We start from the raw sequence: 21701 nt of genomic DNA, 5'->3' as shown, positions 1-21701 counted from the left end.
CGAACCTGGAAACGCATGGCTTCCGATTCCACCGAACTTGCTTCATCCGGCCACGGCTCGGCTTGGCGGCGCCAGCTTGCCGGTGCGCTGTTCGGCGCACGGCGCGCTCAACGCGCGCCTTATGCCCACGCCTCGCGCGGCGTGTGGCGCGCGCTACTGCGCAATCCTTCCGCGCTCGCCGGCATCGTCCTCCTGACCGTGTTCATCGCGCTTGCGCTGAGTGCGCCGCATTTCTTCCCCGGCGATCCGCTCGATATGGTCGCCGCGCCCTTCGAATGGCCCGGCAGCGACCCGCTGTACCGACTGGGCACCGATTCGCTCGGCCGCGATGTCGCCGCCGGCATCGCGCACGGCACGCGCGTATCGCTTCTGATCGGTGCGTCGGCGGCGGGGATCGGGCTCGTCATCGGCACGCTCGTCGGCGCGATCGGCGGCTTCTTCGGCGGCGTCATCGACGATCTTCTCGTGCGCGTCACCGAGCTTTTTCAGACGGTGCCGTCGTTTCTGCTCGTGATCGTGATCGTCGCGATCGGGCGTCCGAACGTGACGGTGATCGCGCTGGCCATCGGCGTCGCTTCGTGGCCGACGGTCGCGCGCATCGTGCGCGCCGAATTCCGCACGCTGCGTTCGTCGGACTTCGTGCTCGCCGCGCGCAGTCAGGGCTTTTCCGACGCGCGCATCATCTTCGGCGAGATTTTGCCGAACGCGCTGCCGCCGGTGATCGTGACCGCATCGGTGATGGTCGCGAGCGCGATCCTGATCGAGTCTTCGCTGTCGTTTCTCGGCATGGGCGACCCGAATGTCGTCACATGGGGCGGCATGATCGGCGCGGGGCGCGATTCGTTGCGCACGGCGTGGTATCTGACCGCCGTGCCGGGCGCGGCGATCGTGCTCGCGGTGCTCGCGCTCAATCTGCTCGGCGATGGCCTCAACGACGCACTCAACCCGCGCATGCGCGAACGTTCCTGACCAAAGACCTATCCGTGGCGAATCTTCTTGAAGTGCGCGATCTGCGCGTGAATTTCGGCGCGCATCGCGCAGTGCGCGGCATCGATCTCGACATAGCCGAAGGCGAGACGCTTGCGCTCGTCGGCGAGTCCGGCTGCGGCAAATCCGCGACCGCGCTGTCGCTCATGCGGCTCGTGCCGGAGCCGGGCCGTGTGACGGGCAGCGTCCGCTTCGACGGACGAGACGTGCTCGCGATGAGCCCGCGTGAAATGCGCGATGTGCGCGGCAGCGAGATTTCGATGATCTTTCAGGAGCCGATGACATCGCTCAATCCGGTGCTCACGGTCGGCGCGCAGATCGTCGAGACCTTGCGCCGGCATCAAGCGCTGTCGAAACAGGCGGCGATGAAGCGCGCCGTCGAACTGCTCGATCTCGTCCATATGCCGGAGCCGCATCGACGCGTCTTCGACTATCCGCACGAGCTTTCGGGCGGGCAGCGCCAGCGCGTGATGATCGCGATGGCCGTGTCATGTCGTCCGCGCCTGCTGATCGCGGATGAACCGACCACCGCGCTCGATGTCACGATTCAGGCGCGCATTCTCGAATTGCTCGCCGAATTGCGGCGCGATCTGTCGATGTCGCTGCTGCTCATCACGCACGATCTCGGCGTCGTCGCCGAGCATGCGGATCGCGTCGCCGTGATGCTCGTGGGCGAGAAGGTCGAGGAGGCGCCGGTGGGCGAACTCTTCGAGCGGCCGCAGCATGCCTACACCCGCGGGCTGCTGGGCGCATCGCTGAACGTGGCGACGGAGCTGCATTACCGCGACTGGAAGCTGCCGGAGATTCGTCACGCGCAAGGCGCCGACGGCATGCCCGCGTTCGACGTGACGCCGCTTGCGCCCATCAGCATCCCGGAAACGCCATTCGACGCCGCCGCGCCGCTGCTTTCGCTGCGACATCTGACGGTCGACTATGCGCATCGGCACGGCGAGGGCGCGCTGCGCGCGGTCGATGACGTGTCGTTCGATATCGCGCCCGGCGAAACCGTGGGTCTCGTGGGCGAATCCGGCTGCGGCAAGTCGACGCTTTCGAAAGCGATTCTGCGTCTCGTGCCCGTGTCGAGCGGCGCGATCCGCATGCGCGGCGTCGATCTCGCGCCCCTGTCCGAACGCGCGTTGCGTCCGCTGCGGGCCCGGATGCAGATGGTGTTCCAGGACCCGTACGCGTCGCTGAATCCGCGCCGCAGCGTCGGCGACATTCTCGATACGGTGATGGCCGTGAACGGCATCGCCGATGCGCGCGAGCGTCGCAGGCGCGCGGCCGCGATGCTCGATCGCGTCGGTCTGCCGAGCGCCGCGCTCCATCGTTATCCGCACGAATTCTCGGGCGGTCAGCGGCAGCGCATCGGCATTGCGCGCTCGCTCGTGCTGGAGCCCGCGCTTTTGATCTGCGACGAGCCGGTGTCCGCTCTCGATGTGTCGATTCAGGCGCAAATCCTGAATCTGCTCGTCGAGTTGAAACGCGATCTCGGGCTCGCTTATCTCTTCATATCGCACGATCTTTCCGTGGTGCGATACATCGCCGATCGCGTCCATGTGATGCATGGCGGGCGCATCGTCGAGAGCGGGGGGCATCGCGAGATATGGCGCGCGCCGCGGCATGCATACACGCGCACGCTGCTCGATGCGATTCCCGGCAAACGATTCGATGCGCAAGCCGCGTAGGGCACGCATCAAGACCATAAGGATGTCACGTCACATGTCGAACAAAAATCAGAAACTCGAAGCCGCGCTCGCCGCATTGCCCGAACTGGCGAAGGCCATCGGCGAAGATGCGGCCGCGCGCGAGGCGCGCCGTGAACTGCCGTTCGAGGCCTTCACGCTGTTTCGCCGGTCGGGCCTCGGCACGTTGCGTTTCCCGCTCGAGTGGGGCGGGCTCGGCGGCTCGCTCGAAGACGTCTTCGAAGTGATCGCAACGCTTGCCGCGCACGAAAGCAACGTCGCGCACGCGCTGCGCATTCACTTCGACCAGACCGAAGCGCTGCTGCTTTCGCCGCGCACGCCGTTCAACGCATTGCAGATCAGGCGTGTGGCGGAAGGCGCGATCTTCGGCGGTGCTTCGACGGAAGCGGGCACGTCGCGCCCCGGCGAAATCACGACGCAACTGCGGCGCGAAGGCGATCACTTCCGTCTCAACGGCCGCAAGTACTACGCGACGGGCACCGCGTTCTCCGACTACGCGCGCCTGAACGTGCAGGACGAACACGGCGAAGCCGCGATAGCGGTCGTGCCGATTCAACGCGAGGGACTGCGCGTGCTCGACGACTGGGACGGCATGGGCCAGCGCATGACCGCGAGCGGCAGTCTCGAGTTCGACGATCTCGTCGTGTACGCGGACGAAGTCACGCCGCGCGTGCAGACGACGCTCACGGGCCGTCACGGCGGCGCACTGCGTCAGTTGCATCTGGTGGCGGTGGCGGCGGGCATCGTACGCAACGTCGTCGCGGATGCGCAGCGCTATGTGCTGAAACACGGACGCCCTGTGCTGCACAGCACGGCGCCGTCGGCGCGCGAGGATGCGTTCATTCAGCAGGTCGTAGGCGAACTGAGCGCGAACAGTCACGCGATCGATGCGCTCGTGCGTGACAACGCACGCGTGCTCGAACGATCGTCGCAGGCGATCCGCAACGGCGATCCCGACGCCGAAGCGCTCGTGCTCGAAGGCGCGCTCGCGACGGCGCGCACGCAGATCGTCGTGAGCAAGCTCGCGTTGAGCGCCGCGGAGCGCATGTTCGAGGCGGGCGGCGCATCGGCGACGGCGCGCGCGCACAACTTCGATCGTCACTGGCGCAATCTGCGCACGATCTTCAGCCACAATCCGCTGCTGCACAAGGCGCGCGTTATCGGCGATTACGCGCTCAACGGCGTGACGACGCATCTGACCGAAGGGCGCGTGTTTTGATGTCTTGCCAGGGCCGCGACATCGGCACGTGGCCCTTGGCGCTGCAACGCGGAACGGCTCGAACACATCGCGCTGTTCGCGCAGGCGGGCTACTTCAACATGGGCAACGCGGTCGACATGTCTCGGCCGCCGCACGAGCCGCCGCTGTTTCGCTGCGATGCAGGCGGCGCGTCAACCGCTCGCACCAATCCGATGAGCGCGGGCGACGAGTTCACCCCTCGCGTATCGCGCGCCACACTCAGCTTGCCCCCGGTTCAGGACCAGAGCGGGCTCACTATGGAAAGGACTGCACTGTGGCTGTATTCGACATCGACGACATCGTCCAATCGCTTCAGACGGTCCGCCAGCAGTGGCGCGAAGCACAGAAGCGGTCGCTCGAACCGGGCGGCCGCGAGCTTCCCGCGCGAGAGGCACTCGGCGACATCATCGGCGCACTTAAAGGCGCGCTCTTTCCGATGCGGCTCGGACCGCCCGACCTGCGACAGGAAAGCGAAAACTTCTATGTCGGCCACGCGCTCGACTTCGCGCTGCAAGGACTGCTCGTGCAGGCGAAGCTCGAGCTGCAATACAAGGCGCGTCATCTGCCGCGCGACGATCACGCGGTCGAGACACGCGCGAGCGATGCGATACGCGCGTTCGCGAAAACCCTGCCGCGCATTCGCAGCCTGCTCGACAGCGACATCCTCGCGGCTTATCAGGGCGACCCGGCGGCGGGCAGCGTCGATGAAGTGCTGCTCTGCTATCCCGGCATTCTCGTGATGATCCACCATCGCGTCGCGCATGAGCTGTATCGGCTCGGGCTGCCGCTGCTCGCGCGCATCGTCGCCGAACTCGCGCATGGGGAAACAGGCATCGACATTCATCCGGGCGCGCGCATCGGCTCGGGCTTCTTCATCGATCACGGCACGGGCGTGGTGATCGGCGAGACGGCGGTCATTGGCAATCGCGTGCGCGTCTATCAGGCGGTAACGCTCGGAGCGAAACGCTTCCCGCGCGACGCGGAAGGTCATCTGGAAAAAGGCCTCGCACGTCATCCGATCGTCGAAGACGATGTCGTCATCTATGCGGGCGCGACGATCCTCGGACGCGTGACGCTCGGACGACGCGCGGTGATCGGCGGCAACGTATGGCTCACGCACGACGTCGCGCCGGGCGTTTCCGTCACGCAGGCGCTCTCGCAAAGCGGCGAGACGGGCGCGCGCGCCTGCAGTGGAGGTTGAGCGGTGAGCACTATGCTTTGCGAAGCACGCAGAGCGCAAGCCTGAACGCAGAAGCAACGCCTGGAATGGGGGGGCGAAGGTCGAGCGCGGCGCATGGAAAGATCAACCATGCGCCGCGAAGCTCGCGCCTGACCGAGCACCCCAAGCCAAGCCTGGCCGATGACTTCATGCGCCGCATCCGCGTTGGGCGGATGGAACGCGTCCGCGCGCACATCGCGATACAGCCTTTCCGGCTCGTTATGCCGCGACAGCGAAGCCGCGCCCGCGATCTTCAGCGCGAGGTTCACCACGCGTAGCGCGCCATCGACGGCATGCTGTTTCGCCACAAGCAGGTGCGCGATCCACGGTTCGCCTTCGCCGTAGCCCGTCCGCCAGCGCTCGGCCGCGCGCTCGACCAGCGCCTCGAGGCTCGCAACCTCGATGGCCGCCTCCGCGACCGCCTGCTGCGTCAGCGGCTTGTACGCATAGGTCTTGCCGCCGATGGCCGGCGATGCACGCTGCTTCGCCGATTCCACCGCGACGCCGAACGCCCGCTTCGCGATGCCGTAATAGACCGCGCCGATACAGATGCAACGCCGCACCGACCCAGTACAGATGCATGTTCAGTGCAAGCGCCGTCGATGGTGCGCGGGCCGCGAGCCGCGCCTGCTCGCGCAGCAGTTGCGGAAGCGTGACCATGTCACATGCCTCGCCTGGAAGGAGTGAAGAGAAGCTGCGGCTCATTATGCGCAGCGATCTTCGGTGCGAGCCAATATCGATTTGCGATTTGCAATTCGGCGAGCGCGATGTGCACAAACACCGATTAGCTTATGAAAAATCAGTCACACCGCTCGTCGGCGAGTGGGTTAATTTGGATGCCAGAACATAGCGCCAGGAGAATCCAGACGATGTCCACGCTCGCACCTTCAGATCCATTCGCAGATCATCTGAATTCGGACGCCGATGCAATACGCGAACCGGTTTCGCGTTTCGGATTGCCCGACGAGGCGCGTTTGCCGCCGCACGTCGCGTCGATCCACGCGAAGTTTCGCCGTCAGTATGGCTTCGTGCCGAACTGGCTCGCGGCGTTCTCGGTCAATCCCGATACCGCGTACCGGCTCGTCACCTTCTACGAGCATCTGTTCGATCCGCACCGCAGCCATCTCACGGCAGCGGAGCGCGAGCTGATCGCGGTGGTCACGTCGGCCGTGAACGAGTGCAGCTATTGCGTTTTCAATCACACGCAGGCGCTAGCGGCTGTGTCGGGCGATACCGTGCGTGCGCAGCGCATCGCACAGGGTTTTCGCCATGTGCGGCTGTCCGTCAAGGAGGCAGCGCTCGCCGAGATCGCCGAGCGTCTCACGCGCGAGCCGGGCAGCATCCGCGAAGAGCATCTGCAATGGCTGCGCTCGATCGGCTTCACGCAACAGGCGGTGACCGAAGTGCTGGAGATATCGGCGTTCTTCAACTATGCGAACCGGCTGACCATCGCGTTGAATGTCGTGCCGGACGAACAGTTCTTCGCGCGCCGCGATCCGGGGACACAATGAAGCCGGGGCCTGCTTCCTCCCGAAAACAGGCCCCGCGTCCCGATGAACGGCGCTGCTTCGCCGTCACGTTCAATGCTGCGGCGCGCCTTCCGACGCCGGCAACGTCGCCCCGCGATACACCGAAAGAATCGACGACGCGACATTCGCCTGCTGATAGCTCGCGACGAGTGCCTTGACCCACGGCGCCTGCGCATCTTTCGCGTTCACCGCGATGAAGTTGCGATATGGATTGTTCGTCACCTTTTTCCTGCGCGATGCGCTCCTGCGGAATCTGGATGTTCGCCTTGATCGCCCAATCGGTGTTGACGACGGCGGCGTCGACATCGCCGATCGCGCGGCCGACGATACCCGCGTCCAGCTCCTTGATCTGCACATGCTTCGGGTTGTTCGCGATATCGCGCGGCAGGCAGCTGGCCGGCGTTCTCGCGCAGCCTGATCACGCCGTTCGAGCCATTCACGCTGCTGTCCGCGCTCGCTTCCGTGACCGAGCGCATTGGCCTGATCGCCACGGCATCGACCACGTTCGACGAGCCGTTTCACATCGCGCGGCGTTTCGCATCGCTCGATCATCTGAGCGAAGGGCGCGCGGGCTGGAATCTCGTCACCACATCGTACCCCGATGCCGCGCTGAATTTCGGCCGCGACGAACATATGGAGCACGATGAGCGCTATTGCCGCGCGCACGAGTTCTACGACGTCGTCACCGGCCTCTGGGATAGCTGGGCCGACGACGCCTTCGTGCAGGACACGCAAAGCGGCCTCTTCTTCGATCCTGCGAAGCTGCACGTGCTCGACCACAAAGGCGAGTATCTTTCGGTGCGCGGGCCGTTGAACATCGCGCGATCGGTGCAGGGCTGGCCGATGGTCGTGCAGGCGGAGTCGTCGGAAGCCGGGCGGCAGCTCGCCGCCGAAACCGCCGACGCGGTCTTCACAGCGCAGCCGAATCTTGCGGCGGGCAAGCGCTTTTATGCCGATGTCAAAGGCCGCATGGAACGCGCGGGCCGCGCGCGCGAGCATCTGAAGATACTGCTGGGCGCGTTCGTCGTAGTGGGCGACTCGCGTGACGAAGCGCAGGAGAAGCGCGCGTTGCTCGATAGCTTCGTACACGACGACAGCGGTTTCGCGTCGCTGTCGATCGCGCTCGGGCACGACGTCTCGTCGTTCGATCCGGACGGCCCGTTGCCCGAGATACCCGAAACCGACGCGAGCAGGCGCGCGCGAACGCGTGATCGACATGGCGCGCGCCGACGGGCTCACCGTGCGGCAACTGGCGCAGCGTGCAGGCGGCTACTCCGGCTTGCAGATGGTCGGCGCCGCGACGGATATTGCCGACGAGATGGGGCAGTGGCTCGTCGAGGAAGGCAGCGACGGCTTCAACGTGATGTTTCCGTATCTGCTCGCGGGCCTGGATGATTTCGTCGCCAAGGTGGTGCCGGAGTTGCAGCGGCGCGGAAATTTCCGTCGCGCTTACGAGGGTTCGACACTGCGTGAGCATCTCGGCTTGCCGAGGCCGGCCAACCGATTCTTCGCGTGCGGCTGATGCGCGCGGCGTCGCTCAGAACGTGCGGCCTTCCACCAGATGCGTCTTCACGCCGTTGAGCACATAGTCGCCGATGACCCTGGCCTTGTGATGCAGCGGGTTGTGGCTGAAGATCGTGCGGAGATTGCGCCAGTGGCGGTCGAAGTTGTGCTTGCGCGAAGTCGCCGACGCGCCGCCTGCATCGAAAAGCCGCTCGCCCGCCTGCAACGCCAGCCTGCCCACGACGATCTGCGTGCGCGCCGTCGCGAGCGCGCCTTGCAGCACGCGTTCGTCGGCATCGGGGTCGCCGCGCAGAATGGCATCCGACGACGCTCCGAGCGTGCGTGCGTTCTCGCGCACCAGCACGTCGATGGTATGGCTCAGCGCCGACAACTCGCCGACGACCTGCTGGATGAACACGTCGTCGCGGGCGCTCGGCGCGGTGGAGTGCATGACGGGGCGGCCATGCGCGCTCACGTAGGCCCATGCATCGGCGATGATGTTGCGCACGATGCCCGCCGCCACCGCGACCAGATGCAACTGACGATAGGCGCCGCCATGCCGCCCGGCGAGCGAGCCATAGCCCTTTTCGACGACTTCGCTCGCATCGACGCGCACGTTGTCGAATACGGTGCTGCCGCTCGCCGTCATGCGCTGTCCCATGCCGTCCCAGTCGTCGAGCACTTGCACGCCATCGGCGCGCACGGGGATGATCGCGGTGACGCCATTGCCCTGTTCATCGACGAGATTGGTGCGAACGAAATCGGCGTAGGCGGTGCCGGTCGTGTAGTACTTCTTGCCCGTCACACGGAAATGATCGCCTTCGCGCCGCAGCTCCGTCTCGATCTCGCCCGCGCGCGCCGTGCCCTGTTCGCCCGATGCCCCGCCGAAGAGCGCACCTTCGACGATGCGGCTGATCTGCCGGTCGTGGAATGGCGTGCGCGGCGCGAGCCGCAAGGACTCGACGACATCGAAATGCACGCGCAGCGCATGCGCGACGTTCGATTCGGCGGCGGCGAGCGTCGTCACGACGTGGATCGCGTCTTCGAGCGTGCCGCCGAGACCGCCGCGCTCGACGGGAATGCGCAACGCGCCGAGACCTGAACGGCGGAAGGCCTGGAAGGCCGCGAACGGCAACTCGCGGCGGATTTCGCGTTGCGCGGCATCGACGCCGATTTCCTGCGCCAGCGCGGGCAACGCGGCGAGCGCGTCGGAAAGCTTGGTGTTTTGGGTGCTCATATGAGGAGTAGGTGGTTATCGGAGACGAAATGCCGCGCCGGGATGACGGTCGTTCAGCCGGCTGCCCGCGCCGCCGAGTTTCTCGCGCAGCGTCCCCGGCGCGTAAGCGGTCTTGTAGCGGCCGCGCGCCTGCAGCTCGGGCACGATGAGATCCGCGAAATCCTCGTAGGCTTCGGGCGTGACTGCATAGCTCAGGTTGAAGCCGTCGATGTCGGTTTCATCGACCCATTCTTCGAGCGCGCTGGCCACTTCATCGGGCGCGCCGATGAAGACTGGCCCGCGTCCGCCGATCGCGTTGTGCAAGGCGAGTTCGCGCACGGTCCACACGCGCTCGGGGTCGAGCTTCGTGAAGCCTTCGAGCGCGGACGACGTGCCCGCGTCGAGCTGCATGTAGCGGATCGGCTCGTCGGGGTCGCAGGTTGAGAAGTCGATGCCGGTCCAGCCCGAGAACATCGCGAGCGCGGCTTCCGGCGTCACGTAGCGGCGATAGTCCTCATATTTGTCGCGCGCTTCCTTCGTCGTGCGGCCGGTGATGATCGTCGCCATCGTGAAGAACTGGATGTCGCGTGCCTCGCGGCCGGCTTTCACCGCTTCGGCACGCGTGCCTCTCACGACCGGCGTGAGAACTCTTTTGCTCGGCCCGCTCAGATAGATGCCTTCGGCGTGACGTCCCGCGAAGCGCTGCCCGCGCGCCGACGATCCCGCCTGAAACAGCACCGGTGTGCGCTGCGGCGATGGCTCGGTCATGTGAATGCCCTGAACCTTGAAATACTTGCCGCGATGATCGACGCGATGCACCTTCGACGGATCGGCGAAGATGCCGCTCGCCGTGTCGCGCACGCTCGCGCCGTCTTCCCAACTGCTCTCCCAGAGCTTGTAGACGACATCCATGTACTCGTCTGCGATGTCGTAGCGTTCGTCGCGCGACGCGATGCCGTCCTTGCCGAGCACCTTCACGCTGCTCTGTGCGAAGCCCGTCACGATATTCCAGCCGATGCGCCCGCGCGTCAGATGATCGAGCGTCGACATGCGCCTCGCGAACACGTAGGGCGGCTCGTGATTGGCGTTGCTCGTCACGCACAGGCCGAGATCGCGCGTTGCGTAGGCCATCGCGGAGAGCGCCATCACCGGGTCCTGCTTCGGCACCTGTGCGCCGTGCCGTAATGCGGTGTCGATGCTGCCGCCATGCACGTCGTTCACGCCGATGCTGTCGGCCATGAAAAGCGAATCGACGAGCCCGCGCTCCAGCGTCCTCGCGAGATCGACCCAATAGTCGAGCGTGTTGTATTCGAGCGAGCGGTCGCGCGGATGCCGCCACATGCCCGGCGAATGATGCACCGGGCTATGCAGCGCGAATGCGTTCACCCGAATCTGTTTCGGCGTGCTCATAGGAAAGGCTTGTCTCCGTTGATCGTCACGCGGTATCCCGAGCGCACTTCCGGATAGTAGTCCCACACGGCCAGATGCTGTACCGCGCGGTTGTCCCAGAACGCGATCGAATGCGGATCCCAGCGGAAGCGCACCTGAAACTCCGGCGACGCGAAGCGTTCGAACAGCAGGCGCAGGATGCCTTCGCTCTCGGCGGCGGGCACGTTGTCGATATGCGTCGTGAAGTTCGAGTTCACGAAGACGCCCTTGCGGCCCGTCTCGGGATGCGTACGCACGACCGGATGCGAGGCTTTCGGAAACCGCTTGCCGGTATCGTCGATGCCGCGCAGGCGATTGCGGTGCCGATAGGTCGGTTCGCCGTCGTGCGTGGCGCTCAGTCCTTCGAGATACGTCCGCAAACCCGGCGAGAGCGATTCGTACACCGCGTAGGAGCTGGAGAAGAGCGTGTCGCCGCCGTGCGAGGGCAGGGTATGCAGATGCAGGATGCTGCCCATCGGCGGCGCTTCGTCGCATGAAACGTCGGAATGCCAGCGGTCGCCCGCGATGCGCTTCGTGGTTTCATCGCTATGAATCGTCAGGATCTCGGAATAGCCGTCCGGACCGGCGCTGTTGGGATGAACGTGCAGCGTGCCGAATTGACGTCCGAGCGCGAGATGCTGATCGAGCGTGATCGGCTGGTCGCGAAAAAAGATCACCTGATGCGCGAGCAGCGCGCGGCGCACGTCGCTCACCTGTTCGGGTGCGAGCGGCCGTGTGAGGTCGATCCCGCCGATCAGCGCGCCGATATGGCGCGTGAGCGGCTGCACCGTGATGGTTTCGTAAGCGGTATCAAGCATGAGTGTTTTCCTCGATGAATACTGCGCGATGCGTGGCCGCGGGATGCGGTGCGTCCAGATGCGCGTGACCTTCGCCGTACAGCTTTTCCCGCAGCGTGCCTGCGCGATAAGCGTTCTTGTAGACACCGCGACGCCGCAGTTCGGGCACCACGAGATCGACGAAATCCTCGTGCGTGCCCGGCAGCAGCGCGTGACTGAGATTGAAGCCATCGACGCCCGTCTGCGCTTTCCAGCTTTGGAGCGCATCGGCGATTTCGGTCGGCGAGCCGACGAACACGGGCCCTTTGCCGCCGATCGCGTTGAAGATCGCCAGTTCGCCGATGGTCCACACGCGCTCGGGATCGGCGACGGTGAAGGCTTCGATCGCCGACTGCATGCCTTCGCTCTTCACGTATTGCAAGGGATCGTCTGGGCTGTACTTCGACAGATCGATGCCGCTCCAGCGCGAGAACAGCGCGAGCGCCCCTTCGAGGCTCACGTGGCGCTGAATGTCCTGCCATTTCGCCTGCGCTGCCTCCGAAGTCGACGCGACGATCACGGTCGCGAGCGAGAAGAACAGCACCGATGCCGGGTCGCGTCCGAGCGCGGCGGCGCGTGCGCGCACGTCGGCGACATCGCGCGCCACTAATTGCGCGGTCGGCGAACTGAGAAACACGCACTCGGCGTGACGCGCGGCGAAGTCCTTGCCGCGATTCGATGTGCCCGCCTGATAGAGCAACGGCGTGCGCTGCGGCGATGGCTCGGAGTAATGCGTGCCCTGCATCGAGAAGAAGCGGCCTTCGTGGCGTATTTCATGCACGCGCGCCGGGTCCGCGAACACGCGCGCATCGCGGTCGCGCACGGCCGCGCCGTCCTCCCAGCTCGCTTCCCACAGCCGATAGACGATCGCCATGTACTCGTCGGCGAGGTCGTAGCGCTCGTCGTGCGGACGGGCGTCGGCCTGGCCGATCGCGCGCGAGCCGCTTTGCCCGAAGCTCGTCACGATGTTCCAGCCGATGCGTCCGCGCGTCAGATGATCGAGCGTCGACATGCGCCGCGCGAAGAGGAACGGCGCTTCGTAACTCACGCTGCTCGTCACCGCGAAGCCGAGATGCTCGGTGACCTGCGCCATCGCGGAGACGAGCAGCAGCGGATCGAGCCGCGGAAACTGTAGGCCCCAGCGCACGCCCGCCGCGTTCGATCCGCCGTACACGTCGTACTGGCTGATGCCGTCGGCGAAAAAGAGCGCGTCGTAGCCGCCGCGCTCGGCCGTGCGCGCGAGATCGGTCCAGAGCGACAGCGAGTTGTAGTCGAGCGCACGGTCGCGCGGATGCGCCCAGAGTCCGGGCGACAGGTGCGTCGGCGCAAAGGCCAGGAACGCGTTGATGCGAATCTCTTCTGACATGGACTCAGGCCTTCGTAGTGAGCGGAAAGTGGCACGTCACGCGATGCGTCGACGAAAGACGCTGCTCGGACGGCGCTGTGCTTGCGCAAATGCCGCGCGCCGAAGGGCAGCGCGTGTGAAAGACGCATCCGGCGGGCGGCGCGAGCGGCGACGGAATCTCTCCGACGATCGGGCGGACATCGCGCGCATCCGGCTCGGACGCGGCGATCAGCGCATGCGTGTACGGATGCGCCGCGCGTTCCACGATGTCGTCGCGCGTGCCTTGCTCCATGAAGCGCCCGAGATAGAGCACGCCGATATGGCTGCTCATGAAGGCGACCACGGCGAGATCGTGCGAGATCAGCAGATACGAAAGGCCGAGCGCATCCTGAAGATCCCTCAGCAAGTTGAGGACTTGCGCCTGGATGGATACGTCGAGCGCGGAAACGGGTTCGTCGAGCACGAGAATCTCCGGCTCCAGTACGAGCGCGCGCGCGATGGCCACGCGCTGACGCTGGCCGCCGCTCAGCTCGCCCGGACGGCGGCGCTTGAATTCGGCGGGCAGGCCGACTTGCGCGAGCAGTTCGTCGAGGCGTTCGTGCAACGCATCGCGTGCGAAGCCGCTTCGCTGGATGCGCAACGGTTCGAGCACGATATCGCCGATCTTCATCTGCGGATCGAGCGAGCCGAACGGGTCCTGCAGCACGGCTTGCACGGCGCGTTGCCGCCAGCGTCGATCCGCGTCGCGCGGCGACGTGCCGAATAGGCGCTCGCCGAAGCGCACGTCGCCGCACGTCGGTTGGTCCGCGCCGAGGATGATTTTCGCGAGCGTCGACTTGCCCGATCCCGATTCGCCGAGGAGTCCGAACGTTCCGCCGCGCGGCAACGCGAAGGAGGCGTTCTCCACCGCGCGCAGCAGCGCCGGTTTCGAAAACAGTCCGCCGCGCACGGGAAAGGCCCGCCCGATGCCTGAAACTTCGAGTGCGTTCATGATGCCGCCGTCGCGGGAAGAGCGTCGGCCGTCTGCTGGTCCGGCTCGGGATGCCAGCACGCGACGCTGCGATGCATGTCGACGCTGCGCGTTACCGGATAGACGCTCGCGCAATCGGCTTGCACTCGCGGGCAGCGCGGCGCGAAGCGGCATCCTTGCGCGATGCTGCCCGGCAACGGCGGCTGGCCCGATATGACCGTGAGCCGATGCTGCGAATGACGCAGGCGCGGCACCGCGCCGATCAGCCCTTTCGTATAGGGATGACGCGGCCGTGCGAACACGTCCGCGACCGGCCCCTGTTCGATGATGCGTCCCGCATACATCACGGCGACATCGTCGCAATAGCGGCGCACCAGATGCAGATCGTGCGTGACGAGCACGATCGCGGTGCCGCGTTCCGCCTGCACTTCGCGCAGAAGGTCCAGAATCTGCAGGCGCACGGTGATGTCGAGCGCGGTCGTCGGTTCGTCGGCGATCAAGAGGCGCGGATTGCATGCCAGGTTCATTGCGATCGCCACGCGCTGGCGCATGCCGCCGCTGAACTGATGCGGATAGCTCTTCAGGCGGCTTTCCGGCGCGGGAATGTGCACGCGCCGCAGCAGTTCGATCGCGCGTGCCTCGCGTTCCTTCCGACTCGTGACGCCATCGCGATACCGGAACATCTCGGTGATCTGCCGGCCGATCGTCAGCAGCGGGTTGAGCGAGGTCATCGGATCCTGCAGGATCATGCCGATCTCGCGGCCGCGCAGCGCGTTCAGTTCGGCGGGCGTTTTCGTGCGCAGGTCGTCGCCGTCGAACAGAATGCGCCCGCTGCTGACCTGCACGCCGCGTGGCGGCAAACCGAGCACGGACAGGCACGTCACGCTCTTGCCCGAGCCGGATTCGCCGACGAGACCGAGCGTGCGCCCCGCGCGCACGGAGAAGCTCACGCCATCGACGAGCCGCGCGGGTCCGGCCTGCGCGACGAGGTCATGAATGGCCAATACGCTCATCGCGGCACTCCCTGGTCGCCACGCTGCAACGACCCGCCGATCCGATTGCTGGACAGCACCGTCGCGATCAGCACGAGGCCCGGCAACGCGGAAAGCCACCACGCGGTGTCGAGATAGTTGCGGCCATCGGCGATCATGCCGCCCCACGAGGGATCGGGCGGCTGCACGCCGAGTCCGACGAAGCTCAGCGCCGCCTCCATGAAGATGACGAGACCGATATCGAGCGTCAGCAGCACCACGAAGGTATTGCGCACGTTGGGCAGCAGATGGCGCAGCACGACATGTAGCGGTGTCGCGCCAGCGAGCTTCGCGATCAGGACGAAGTCGCGCTCGCGCAGGCTCAACGCCTCGGCGCGGATGATGCGCGCGAAGCGCCCCCAGTTCGCGAGCGTCACGACGATGACGATGTTGGTCATGCTCGGTCCGCAGATGCCGACGATCAGCATGGCGAGAAAGACGGGCGGCAACGCGTATTGCGCATCGACGATGCGCATGAGCGCGGCATCGAAACGTCCGCCGATGTAGGCCGACAACAATCCCGCGATCGCGCCGAAGAAGCCCGCGAGCAGCACGGCGCACGACGCGATCGCGAGCGAGATGCGGCCGCCGTAGAGCGTGCGCGTGAAGACGTCGCGGCCCATCTGATCGGTGCCGAACCAGTGATGCCAGGTCGGCGACTGGAAAGTGGCCGACAGGTCGATCGCGTTCGGATCGACGTTCGAGAAGAGCGGCGCGAATGCGGACGCCGCCGCGATCGCGGCGAGCAGGCTGCCGAACAGGATGTGTCGCGCGTTCATTGCCGATACCGGATGCGCGGATCGACGAGCGCATAGATCACGTCCACCGCGAGATTGATCGAGACGAACAGCAGCACCGACACGATGACGGCGGCCTGCACCACGGTGAAATCGAGCGTGCTGATGGCTTCGACCATCAGACTGCCGAAGCCGGGCCACGAGAACACCGTTTCGATCGCGACCGCGCCGCCGATCAGCACGCCGAACTGCGATGCCGTGAACGCGACGATCGGCAGGGCTGCGTTGCGCAGCGCATGCGTGCCGATCACGACGCGCGAAGGCAGTCCCTTGATGCGCGCCATGCGGATGTAATCGGCTTCGAGCACGGTCAGCATATTGGCGCGCGTCAGCCGGGCAATGCCCGCGGCGGAATACCACGCGAGCGCGCAGACCGGAAGGATCAGATGACGCCAGGAGCCGTGTCCGCCGGTCGGCAGCCAGCCCCATTGCACCGAGAAGAGGCGGATCAACAGCAACGCGACGAAGAAGGGCGGCGCGGCTTGCCCGAGCACCGCGAATATCGACGCGATGCGGTCGATCCACGTTCCCCTTCGCACCGCCGACGCCACGCCCAGCGACAGCCCGACGGCGAGCGCCAGCGCAAGCGACACGCCCACCAGCAGCAGGCTCGATGCGAGCCGGCTCAGCGCCATCGAGAGCGCGGGCGCGCCGAAGTGGAAAGAGTTCCCCATGTCGCCACGCAAGAGGCCCGCGAGAAAGCGCGCGTATTGCAGCGGCACCGGATCGGCGAGGCCGAGTTGCTCGCGAAAGAGCTGACGGTCGGCTTCGGTCGCTTCGGGCGGCATCAGCAGATAGGCGGGATCGCCGACCATTCGCACCAGCACGAATATCAGCACCGACATCAGCCACACGGTGAGCAGTGCCGACCCGATGCGGCGCAGGAGATAGGCCGGCATCGCTCAGTTTCCGGCGACCGTCTGCGGCGCCCACTGGATCGTGCGGAAGTTGAGGAAGCCGCCGCCTTGCTGAGGCTGCCATTGCAGCGTTTTCTTCTTCGCGTACACGTACGTGAATTCGGAAATGAAGAACGCGGCGGCATCGTCGTGCAGTTCGCGGCCGATCTTCTGGAACACTTCGCCGCGCTGCTTCGTGTCGCTGACGCGGGAGACGTCGGCGAGCAGCGCATCGACTTTCGGATTGGAATAATCGGACCAGCTTCCTGCCGATGCGAACGCTCCGCCAACCGGATGCACTGGATCGTACAGCGCATTGGTGAACTGGCTCAGCGCGAGCGGCCCGGACGTGTGCGTGTTGTTAAGGCGCTGGAAGGTGGCATAAGTCAGGCGATTGAGCTTGACCTTGACGCCCACTTGCCCCCAATAGGCCGCGATCGCTTCGGCGACCCCTTGCGGCATGTCGCCCTGAATGTTGAGCGTGGTCTCGAAGCCCTTCGGATAGCCCGCCTGCGCGAGCAAGGCGCGCGCTTTAGCGGGATCGTAGGGATACGGCTTGATCGAGCGATCCGCGCCGTACGGATAGTAGTTCGAGATCATCGTGCCGAGCGGCTCGCCGACGCCGTAGAGGACGCTCTTGATGATCGCGTTGGTGTCGAGCGCGTAGCTGAGTGCCTGACGCACCTGCACGCTGGAGAAGGGCGAGTTCTTGTCGGTGGTATAGACGCGCACATAAACCGGCGATGCGACGCGGCTTGCGATCACGTCGAGTCCGCTCTCCTTCTTGAGACGGGCATAGTCGGAGAACGGCAGAGCGACCGAGAGATCGACCTCGCCGCGCAGCACCGCGTTGACACGGCTCGCCGGTTCGGTGATCGCGCGGAAGATCAGCGTCTTCACGCGCGGCTTCTCGCCCCAGTAATCGTCGAAGCGTTCGAGCACGAGCTCGCTGCCGCCCGGCGCAAGCGATTTGAACTTGTACGGACCGAGCGAGACCGGCTTTTGCGCGAATGCATCGGGGTCCGTCAGGCTCGCGAGATAGTCGGCCGGAATGATGTAGAGATAACCCGCGACCTTGTTGGCGAACGCGCCGTCAGGCTGCTTCAGCTTGAAGACGACGGTGAGATCGTCGGGCGTCTCGACCGAATCGACGACCGGCGCGAAGAACGGACGGCGGGTGCTCTTGCTGCGCGGATCGAGCACGTGTTCGAGCGATGCCTTCACGTCGCGCGAGGTCAGCGTCGTGCCGTTATGGAACCTGACGTTCGGACGCAGTTTGTAGGTGAAGATGCGCGCATCGGGGGAAACGGTCACGCTCGTCGCGAGGCGCGGCACGAGATTGCCTTTCTGGTCGAAGCCGTAGAGCGTGTCGTAAATCTGCCAGCCGTAGCGCAGCGAGTCGCCGCTCACGGCGACGAGGCCGTCCAAGTTATAGAACTCCTTTTCGACGCCGATCACGACGGTGTCGCGATCGACCGCGGGCGCGGTGCTCGCCGCGCGTGCGGTCTGGATGAAGGCGCCGGACAGGGCGGCGGCGAAGATCAGTCCGCGAAAGACTGACGAAAGCGTGTGCATAGGTGGTCTGAGTGCCGGGCGAGGGCGTGCCCTCGTCTGTTTAGGGAAGCATGCTTACGAAGGAAACATGATGACGCGCACGCGTCCGAATTCGAAGCGAGCAAAAGAGATATCGATATGAGAACCGTATTGACGTCGATTCAAGCGATGGTCATGAAGATCATGAATCGGAATACTAAACATCGTTGATCGTCGAAGCGAACGAATCAACCGTACGCTTTCGATGTGTTGCTTGTCTCAGCGCTGCGCGAGCGCGACCTCGCGAGTCACTGCATGCCACGCATCCGGCCGGTGCGAAGCGAACGCCAGTGCGAAGTTCGACGCTTGCTGTCCGACGGTAAGCAGTTGCTCGACGACCTTCGGGTCGGAACAATGTTCGGCGCTTTCGAAGCGCGTTTCCAGCGTGTTGATGGCGGCGCCGAAGGGCGTCGGCCAGCCGCGCAGCGCATGCACGATCGAGCGAAGCGAGGTCAGCACCGTGCCCGCCGCTTGCCAGCCATAAGCGGTGACGATGCTGCCGACGGCGCGGCCGTCGAGATAAGGGCGTTCGTCGTTACGCAGTTCTTCGAGTGTGTCGAGCGCGTTCTTGACGAGCCCGGAGACGCCGCCGTGATAGCCGGGCGTCGCGATGACGAGCGCATCGGCGTCGCGCACGGCTTCGATCAGTTCGCGCTGGGCGTCGGTGAGATCGCGCGTTTCGGGCGCGTAGTGGGGCAGGCTGTGCAAAAACGTGCCGCCGAACAGGCGCACGCGAGCGCCGGATTCTTTCGCGCCTTTGAGCGCGAAGCTCAGCGCGCGTTCGGTTGACGATGCGGGGCGCGTAGTGCCGCCGATGCCGACGACGAGCGGCCGGGGAATGGGTTCGATACGGGACAAGATGACAACTCCGGATGAGGCGGAACACGACGCAGCGACTATTCAGCGGGCGGCTAAGACTGATCATGATAGTCGGCTGGATCGCCAAGCGGAAAGCACGAATCGAGCTAAGGATATGCGTGCACATGCACGCGGCGCGGAAGGGCGGCTTATCGTCCGCGCCGATTTGATCAGCACAGGAAGTCATATCGCGTTCGCTCCGCACGGCTTATGCTGGAAGCCGTCTTTTATTTCGATCGCAGAATCCATGACGCACCGACCCGCACCTACCGATATCGACATTCATCCTTTGCTCGCCGGACGATGGAGTCCGCGCGCCTATGGCGAACAGCCCGTCGCGCACACGGATGTGCTTGCGCTGCTCGAAGCTGCGCGCTGGGCGCCATCGGCCTATAACGTGCAACCTTGGCGCTTTCTCGTGTTCGAGAGGGGCGGGAACGCCGCGGCATTCGAGGACGCCTTCGCGACGCTGGTTCCGTTCAACCAGACGTGGAACGAGCACGCGCAAGTGCTGATCGCCGTGCTCGCGGACACGCTCAACGCGAAAGGCGAATCCAATGCGAACGCGAGCTACGATACGGGCGCCGCGGCGCTGGCGTTGCTCCTCGAGGCACATGCGCGCGGCCTGGCGGCGCATTCGATGAGCGGCTTCGACGCGAGTGCCTTGCGCAACAAGTTTGGCATTGCGGAGCGCTACACGCCGCTCGCTGTGATCTCGGTTGCGCATCATGGCGATGCGGGCGTCTTATCGGAGGCGTTGGCCGAACGGGAGCAGGCGCCGCGCAAGCGTCTGCCGGTCGGCGATATCGCGCGGTTCGGCGCGTGGAAGAACGCTGGGTGAAGCGAAAGCGATTCGCTCCGTGTCGCTGACTGGCCAGGCTGCGTATGCGAGCAAGGCAGTGTCGGGCTGCTGCGGTGGCAGTTGCGGTGGCGAATCCGCGCACGGCGGCCGTCATGAAGGACAACGCGTCCGCGCTGATGCCGTGGATCGATCAGGTGCCCGCCGTGTTGGAGACCTGGTTCCCGGGACAGGAGGACGGCAGCATCATGGCGAATCCATCGGGCAAGTTGTCCGTCACGTTCCCGAAGAAGGCGGGAGACTGGGCCGCGAACACGGCGTCGCAATATCAGGGCCGGCAGGTCTTGGGCAACCGCCGAAGCGCCTCGTCGGCTTCCAGAAGGTCGCGCTCGCGCCGGGCGGGAAGAAGACGGTGCAGATCGTCATCGATCCGAACGCGGCGAGTCATCCGCTCGGCACGTGGGACACGGCTTCGCAGCAGTGGAAGATGGCGGGCGGACAGTAGAACCTATATCGATCTGGTGCTCTCGGCCAGAAGGAGACATTCATTCGGTGCGTCGCCTTAGGTTCGAGGTGGCCGATGCACCTCGGCAAGCGGCCACTCGATATCCGGCAGCGTCCTTATCTCGGGTAATATCAGGCGAATTCCTTGGTTCGGACCCTACGCCCATTTCCTCGAGTCGATAGAAAACGCTATGGCGCCTCAATTTGAGATTAGCGAAACGTTGATCGGTGCGCTATCCCTGCGAGCCATCAAGTCATTTCTTGCCGCGGCGAAATTCAAGAGTTTTACAGGCGCAGCCAATGCATTGAGTGTGACTCCGGCGGCGGTCAGCAAGCAAGTGCGGGAGCTAGAGGACTATCTGGGTACGGAGCTTTTTGTCCGTTCAGGCAGAGCGGTCACGCTGACTGCCGATGGCGAGATGTTCAAAGATGCAGCCCAACTGTCATTGATCAATCTCCATCAGGCTGCCGAGCGGCTGCGCAAGAGAATGCCGGCGCGTCAGACGCTCATCGTTTGCTGCTCACCCGCGTTTTCGGCGCTTTGGCTACATAGACGGCTGCCCGGATTTATTGAAGAGAATCCGGATATCGAACTCACGGTGCTGGCCACAAATAACTTCATCTCGATGGAAGCCGGTGTGCAGCCGGATGTATTCATCGCGAAGCTCGCGAGCATGCGTTACGGATACGACAGCGAGCACCTGTTCGACGACGAGGTCTATCCTGTCTGCACGCCGCAATATTTGCAGAGTCATGGCCCGATCGAAGCACCCGAGGGACTACTGAACATGTCTCTGCTTGATATCAGCGCCTACGGCCGTTCGCAGATCTCGGAGCATATCGACTGGAAAGTCTGGCTGGCTCTTCATGATGTAGACACCGGCTGGGGCGCCGACATCCCGCGTCAGCTATTCACCAGCAATGACTACGCAGCTCTGGTGCAGATGGCCTTGGCTCACCAAGGGGTCGTCCTGGGCTGGCATCATCTCGTGGAACACTGGGTCGAGAGCGGAGATCTGGTCCGTCCCCTGCCGCATAAGACCGTTATGAAGAATCGCGGCCACTACCTTTCTGTCCGGAAAGACAAGGCTGACGCCAGCGTGTGCGAGAAGTTCTGCCGGTGGATCAGGCAGCAACTCGCCATGGCGGCCGCCGGCGAAGAGGCGGACGCCGTCCTCAGGAAGTCGGGAGGCTGATTGCCTCTGCTGCGTCGACCTTCAACTAAAAGTTGAAGGAGTGCCGGAGGAAA

General features: G+C 64.8%; 18 protein-coding genes and 4 pseudogenes. 10 read left to right on the top strand and 12 right to left on the bottom strand.

Annotated features, from left to right (window positions below):
- Positions 1–15 precede the first annotated feature (15 nt).
- From U4Y90_RS13430 to epsC, 4 genes are all read left to right on the top strand, one after another.
- Positions 16–969, top strand: coding sequence for an ABC transporter permease (locus U4Y90_RS13430; RefSeq protein WP_321795050.1), 954 nt, complete (start codon positions 16–18; stop codon positions 967–969).
- A 14-nt stretch (positions 970–983) separates the two neighbouring features.
- On the top strand, positions 984–2672 hold the full coding sequence (locus U4Y90_RS13425; RefSeq protein WP_321795049.1) for an ABC transporter ATP-binding protein: 1689 nt from the start codon (positions 984–986) through the stop codon (positions 2670–2672).
- A 34-nt stretch (positions 2673–2706) separates the two neighbouring features.
- Positions 2707–3909, top strand: a complete 1203-nt coding sequence (locus tag U4Y90_RS13420) for an acyl-CoA dehydrogenase family protein (protein WP_321795048.1) — start codon at positions 2707–2709, stop codon at positions 3907–3909.
- Between the two features lie 293 nt (positions 3910–4202).
- On the top strand, positions 4203–5129 hold the full coding sequence (epsC, locus tag U4Y90_RS13415) for a serine O-acetyltransferase EpsC (protein ID WP_321795047.1): 927 nt from the start codon (positions 4203–4205) through the stop codon (positions 5127–5129).
- A 251-nt stretch (positions 5130–5380) separates the two neighbouring features.
- On the opposite strand, the pseudogene U4Y90_RS13410 reads toward epsC, so the two are convergent.
- Positions 5381–5644: pseudogene (locus tag U4Y90_RS13410) on the bottom strand (acyl-CoA dehydrogenase family protein); the annotation flags it as partial.
- A gap of 372 nt (positions 5645–6016) precedes the next feature.
- On the opposite strand from U4Y90_RS13410, the gene U4Y90_RS13405 reads away from it, so the two are divergent.
- Positions 6017–6658 carry a peroxidase-related enzyme gene (locus tag U4Y90_RS13405; RefSeq protein WP_321795046.1) on the top strand — a complete coding sequence of 214 codons (642 nt, stop codon included), beginning with the start codon at positions 6017–6019 and terminating at the stop codon, positions 6656–6658.
- A 69-nt stretch (positions 6659–6727) separates the two neighbouring features.
- Here U4Y90_RS13405 and U4Y90_RS13400 read toward each other — a convergent pair.
- Positions 6728–7104, bottom strand: a pseudogene (locus tag U4Y90_RS13400) (MetQ/NlpA family ABC transporter substrate-binding protein); the annotation flags it as partial.
- On the opposite strand from U4Y90_RS13400, the pseudogene U4Y90_RS13395 reads away from it, so the two are divergent.
- Positions 7094–8198 (top strand): annotated as a pseudogene (locus U4Y90_RS13395) (LLM class flavin-dependent oxidoreductase); the annotation flags it as partial. The pseudogenes U4Y90_RS13400 and U4Y90_RS13395 overlap by 11 nt on opposite strands.
- Before the next feature lie 15 nt (positions 8199–8213).
- Here U4Y90_RS13395 and U4Y90_RS13390 read toward each other — a convergent pair.
- The 10 genes from U4Y90_RS13390 to U4Y90_RS13345 all read right to left on the bottom strand — a co-directional run bounded on the left by U4Y90_RS13390 (position 8214) and on the right by U4Y90_RS13345 (position 19149).
- Positions 8214–9416 carry an acyl-CoA dehydrogenase family protein gene (locus U4Y90_RS13390; RefSeq protein ID WP_321795045.1) on the bottom strand — a complete coding sequence of 401 codons (1203 nt, stop codon included), beginning with the start codon at positions 9414–9416 and terminating at the stop codon, positions 8214–8216.
- A 15-nt stretch (positions 9417–9431) separates the two neighbouring features.
- On the bottom strand, positions 9432–10805 hold the full coding sequence (locus U4Y90_RS13385) for an LLM class flavin-dependent oxidoreductase (protein ID WP_321795044.1): 1374 nt from the start codon (positions 10803–10805) through the stop codon (positions 9432–9434).
- Positions 10802–11641: a TauD/TfdA dioxygenase family protein gene (locus U4Y90_RS13380; RefSeq protein WP_321795043.1), complete on the bottom strand. Its 840-nt coding sequence runs from the start codon at positions 11639–11641 to the stop codon at positions 10802–10804. Before U4Y90_RS13380 ends, U4Y90_RS13385 begins: the two co-directional genes overlap by 4 nt.
- Positions 11634–13025: an LLM class flavin-dependent oxidoreductase gene (locus U4Y90_RS13375; RefSeq protein WP_321795042.1), complete on the bottom strand. Its 1392-nt coding sequence runs from the start codon at positions 13023–13025 to the stop codon at positions 11634–11636. Before U4Y90_RS13375 ends, U4Y90_RS13380 begins: the two co-directional genes overlap by 8 nt.
- A 4-nt stretch (positions 13026–13029) precedes the next feature.
- The gene (locus U4Y90_RS13370) at positions 13030–13995 is read right to left on the bottom strand and encodes an oligopeptide/dipeptide ABC transporter ATP-binding protein (protein ID WP_321795041.1); all 966 of its coding nucleotides are present in this window, start codon (positions 13993–13995) and stop codon (positions 13030–13032) included.
- A complete protein-coding gene (locus U4Y90_RS13365; RefSeq protein ID WP_321795040.1) occupies positions 13992–14987 on the bottom strand; it encodes an ABC transporter ATP-binding protein in 996 nt (331 codons plus the stop codon). Before U4Y90_RS13365 ends, U4Y90_RS13370 begins: the two co-directional genes overlap by 4 nt.
- Complete coding sequence (locus U4Y90_RS13360) at positions 14984–15784, bottom strand: ABC transporter permease (protein ID WP_321795039.1); 801 nt, start codon at positions 15782–15784, stop codon at positions 14984–14986. Before U4Y90_RS13360 ends, U4Y90_RS13365 begins: the two co-directional genes overlap by 4 nt.
- Positions 15781–16701 carry an ABC transporter permease gene (locus U4Y90_RS13355; RefSeq protein WP_321795038.1) on the bottom strand — a complete coding sequence of 307 codons (921 nt, stop codon included), beginning with the start codon at positions 16699–16701 and terminating at the stop codon, positions 15781–15783. The genes U4Y90_RS13360 and U4Y90_RS13355 overlap by 4 nt, the downstream gene beginning before the upstream one ends.
- A gap of 3 nt (positions 16702–16704) precedes the next feature.
- The gene (locus U4Y90_RS13350; protein ID WP_321795037.1) at positions 16705–18273 is read right to left on the bottom strand and encodes an ABC transporter substrate-binding protein; all 1569 of its coding nucleotides are present in this window, start codon (positions 18271–18273) and stop codon (positions 16705–16707) included.
- A 237-nt stretch (positions 18274–18510) separates the two neighbouring features.
- A complete protein-coding gene (locus U4Y90_RS13345) occupies positions 18511–19149 on the bottom strand; it encodes an NAD(P)H-dependent oxidoreductase (RefSeq protein ID WP_321795036.1) in 639 nt (212 codons plus the stop codon).
- A 247-nt stretch (positions 19150–19396) separates the two neighbouring features.
- On the opposite strand from U4Y90_RS13345, the gene U4Y90_RS13340 reads away from it, so the two are divergent.
- From U4Y90_RS13340 to U4Y90_RS13325, 4 genes and pseudogenes are all read left to right on the top strand, one after another.
- A complete protein-coding gene (locus tag U4Y90_RS13340; RefSeq protein ID WP_321795035.1) occupies positions 19397–19990 on the top strand; it encodes a nitroreductase family protein in 594 nt (197 codons plus the stop codon).
- 44 nt (positions 19991–20034) lie between these two features.
- Positions 20035–20214 (top strand): annotated as a pseudogene (locus tag U4Y90_RS13335) (hypothetical protein); the annotation flags it as partial.
- On the top strand, positions 20133–20453 hold the full coding sequence (locus U4Y90_RS13330) for a fibronectin type III-like domain-contianing protein (RefSeq protein WP_321795034.1): 321 nt from the start codon (positions 20133–20135) through the stop codon (positions 20451–20453). The pseudogene U4Y90_RS13335 and the gene U4Y90_RS13330, both read left to right, overlap by 82 nt.
- A gap of 190 nt (positions 20454–20643) precedes the next feature.
- Complete coding sequence (locus U4Y90_RS13325; RefSeq protein WP_321795033.1) at positions 20644–21648, top strand: LysR substrate-binding domain-containing protein; 1005 nt, start codon at positions 20644–20646, stop codon at positions 21646–21648.
- The last annotated feature ends 53 nt before the right edge of the window (positions 21649–21701 follow it).

The sequence above is a fragment of the Caballeronia sp. J97 genome (assembly GCF_905220305.1).
Lineage (GTDB): Bacteria > Pseudomonadota > Gammaproteobacteria > Burkholderiales > Burkholderiaceae > Caballeronia.
The sequence above is the reverse complement of the archived record's forward strand: the minus strand, read 5'-3'. Positions and strand labels throughout refer to the sequence as shown.

Bases quoted from the DNA above. Each gene is read 5' to 3' on its own strand.
- U4Y90_RS13430 (WP_321795050.1), top strand. From the start codon at position 16: ATGGCTTCCGATTCCACCGAACTTGCTTCATCCGGCCACGGCTCGGCT.
- U4Y90_RS13420 (WP_321795048.1), top strand. From the start codon at position 2,707: ATGTCGAACAAAAATCAGAAACTCGAAGCCGCGCTCGCCGCATTGCCC.
- U4Y90_RS13405 (WP_321795046.1), top strand. From the start codon at position 6,017: ATGTCCACGCTCGCACCTTCAGATCCATTCGCAGATCATCTGAATTCG.
- U4Y90_RS13390 (WP_321795045.1), bottom strand. From the start codon at position 9,416: ATGAGCACCCAAAACACCAAGCTTTCCGACGCGCTCGCCGCGTTGCCC.
- U4Y90_RS13385 (WP_321795044.1), bottom strand. From the start codon at position 10,805: ATGAGCACGCCGAAACAGATTCGGGTGAACGCATTCGCGCTGCATAGC.
- U4Y90_RS13380 (WP_321795043.1), bottom strand. From the start codon at position 11,641: ATGCTTGATACCGCTTACGAAACCATCACGGTGCAGCCGCTCACGCGC.
- U4Y90_RS13375 (WP_321795042.1), bottom strand. From the start codon at position 13,025: ATGTCAGAAGAGATTCGCATCAACGCGTTCCTGGCCTTTGCGCCGACG.
- U4Y90_RS13370 (WP_321795041.1), bottom strand. From the start codon at position 13,995: ATGAACGCACTCGAAGTTTCAGGCATCGGGCGGGCCTTTCCCGTGCGC.
- U4Y90_RS13365 (WP_321795040.1), bottom strand. From the start codon at position 14,987: ATGAGCGTATTGGCCATTCATGACCTCGTCGCGCAGGCCGGACCCGCG.
- U4Y90_RS13360 (WP_321795039.1), bottom strand. From the start codon at position 15,784: ATGAACGCGCGACACATCCTGTTCGGCAGCCTGCTCGCCGCGATCGCG.
- U4Y90_RS13355 (WP_321795038.1), bottom strand. From the start codon at position 16,701: ATGCCGGCCTATCTCCTGCGCCGCATCGGGTCGGCACTGCTCACCGTG.
- U4Y90_RS13350 (WP_321795037.1), bottom strand. From the start codon at position 18,273: ATGCACACGCTTTCGTCAGTCTTTCGCGGACTGATCTTCGCCGCCGCC.
- U4Y90_RS13340 (WP_321795035.1), top strand. From the start codon at position 19,397: ATGACGCACCGACCCGCACCTACCGATATCGACATTCATCCTTTGCTC.
- U4Y90_RS13325 (WP_321795033.1), top strand. From the start codon at position 20,644: ATGGCGCCTCAATTTGAGATTAGCGAAACGTTGATCGGTGCGCTATCC.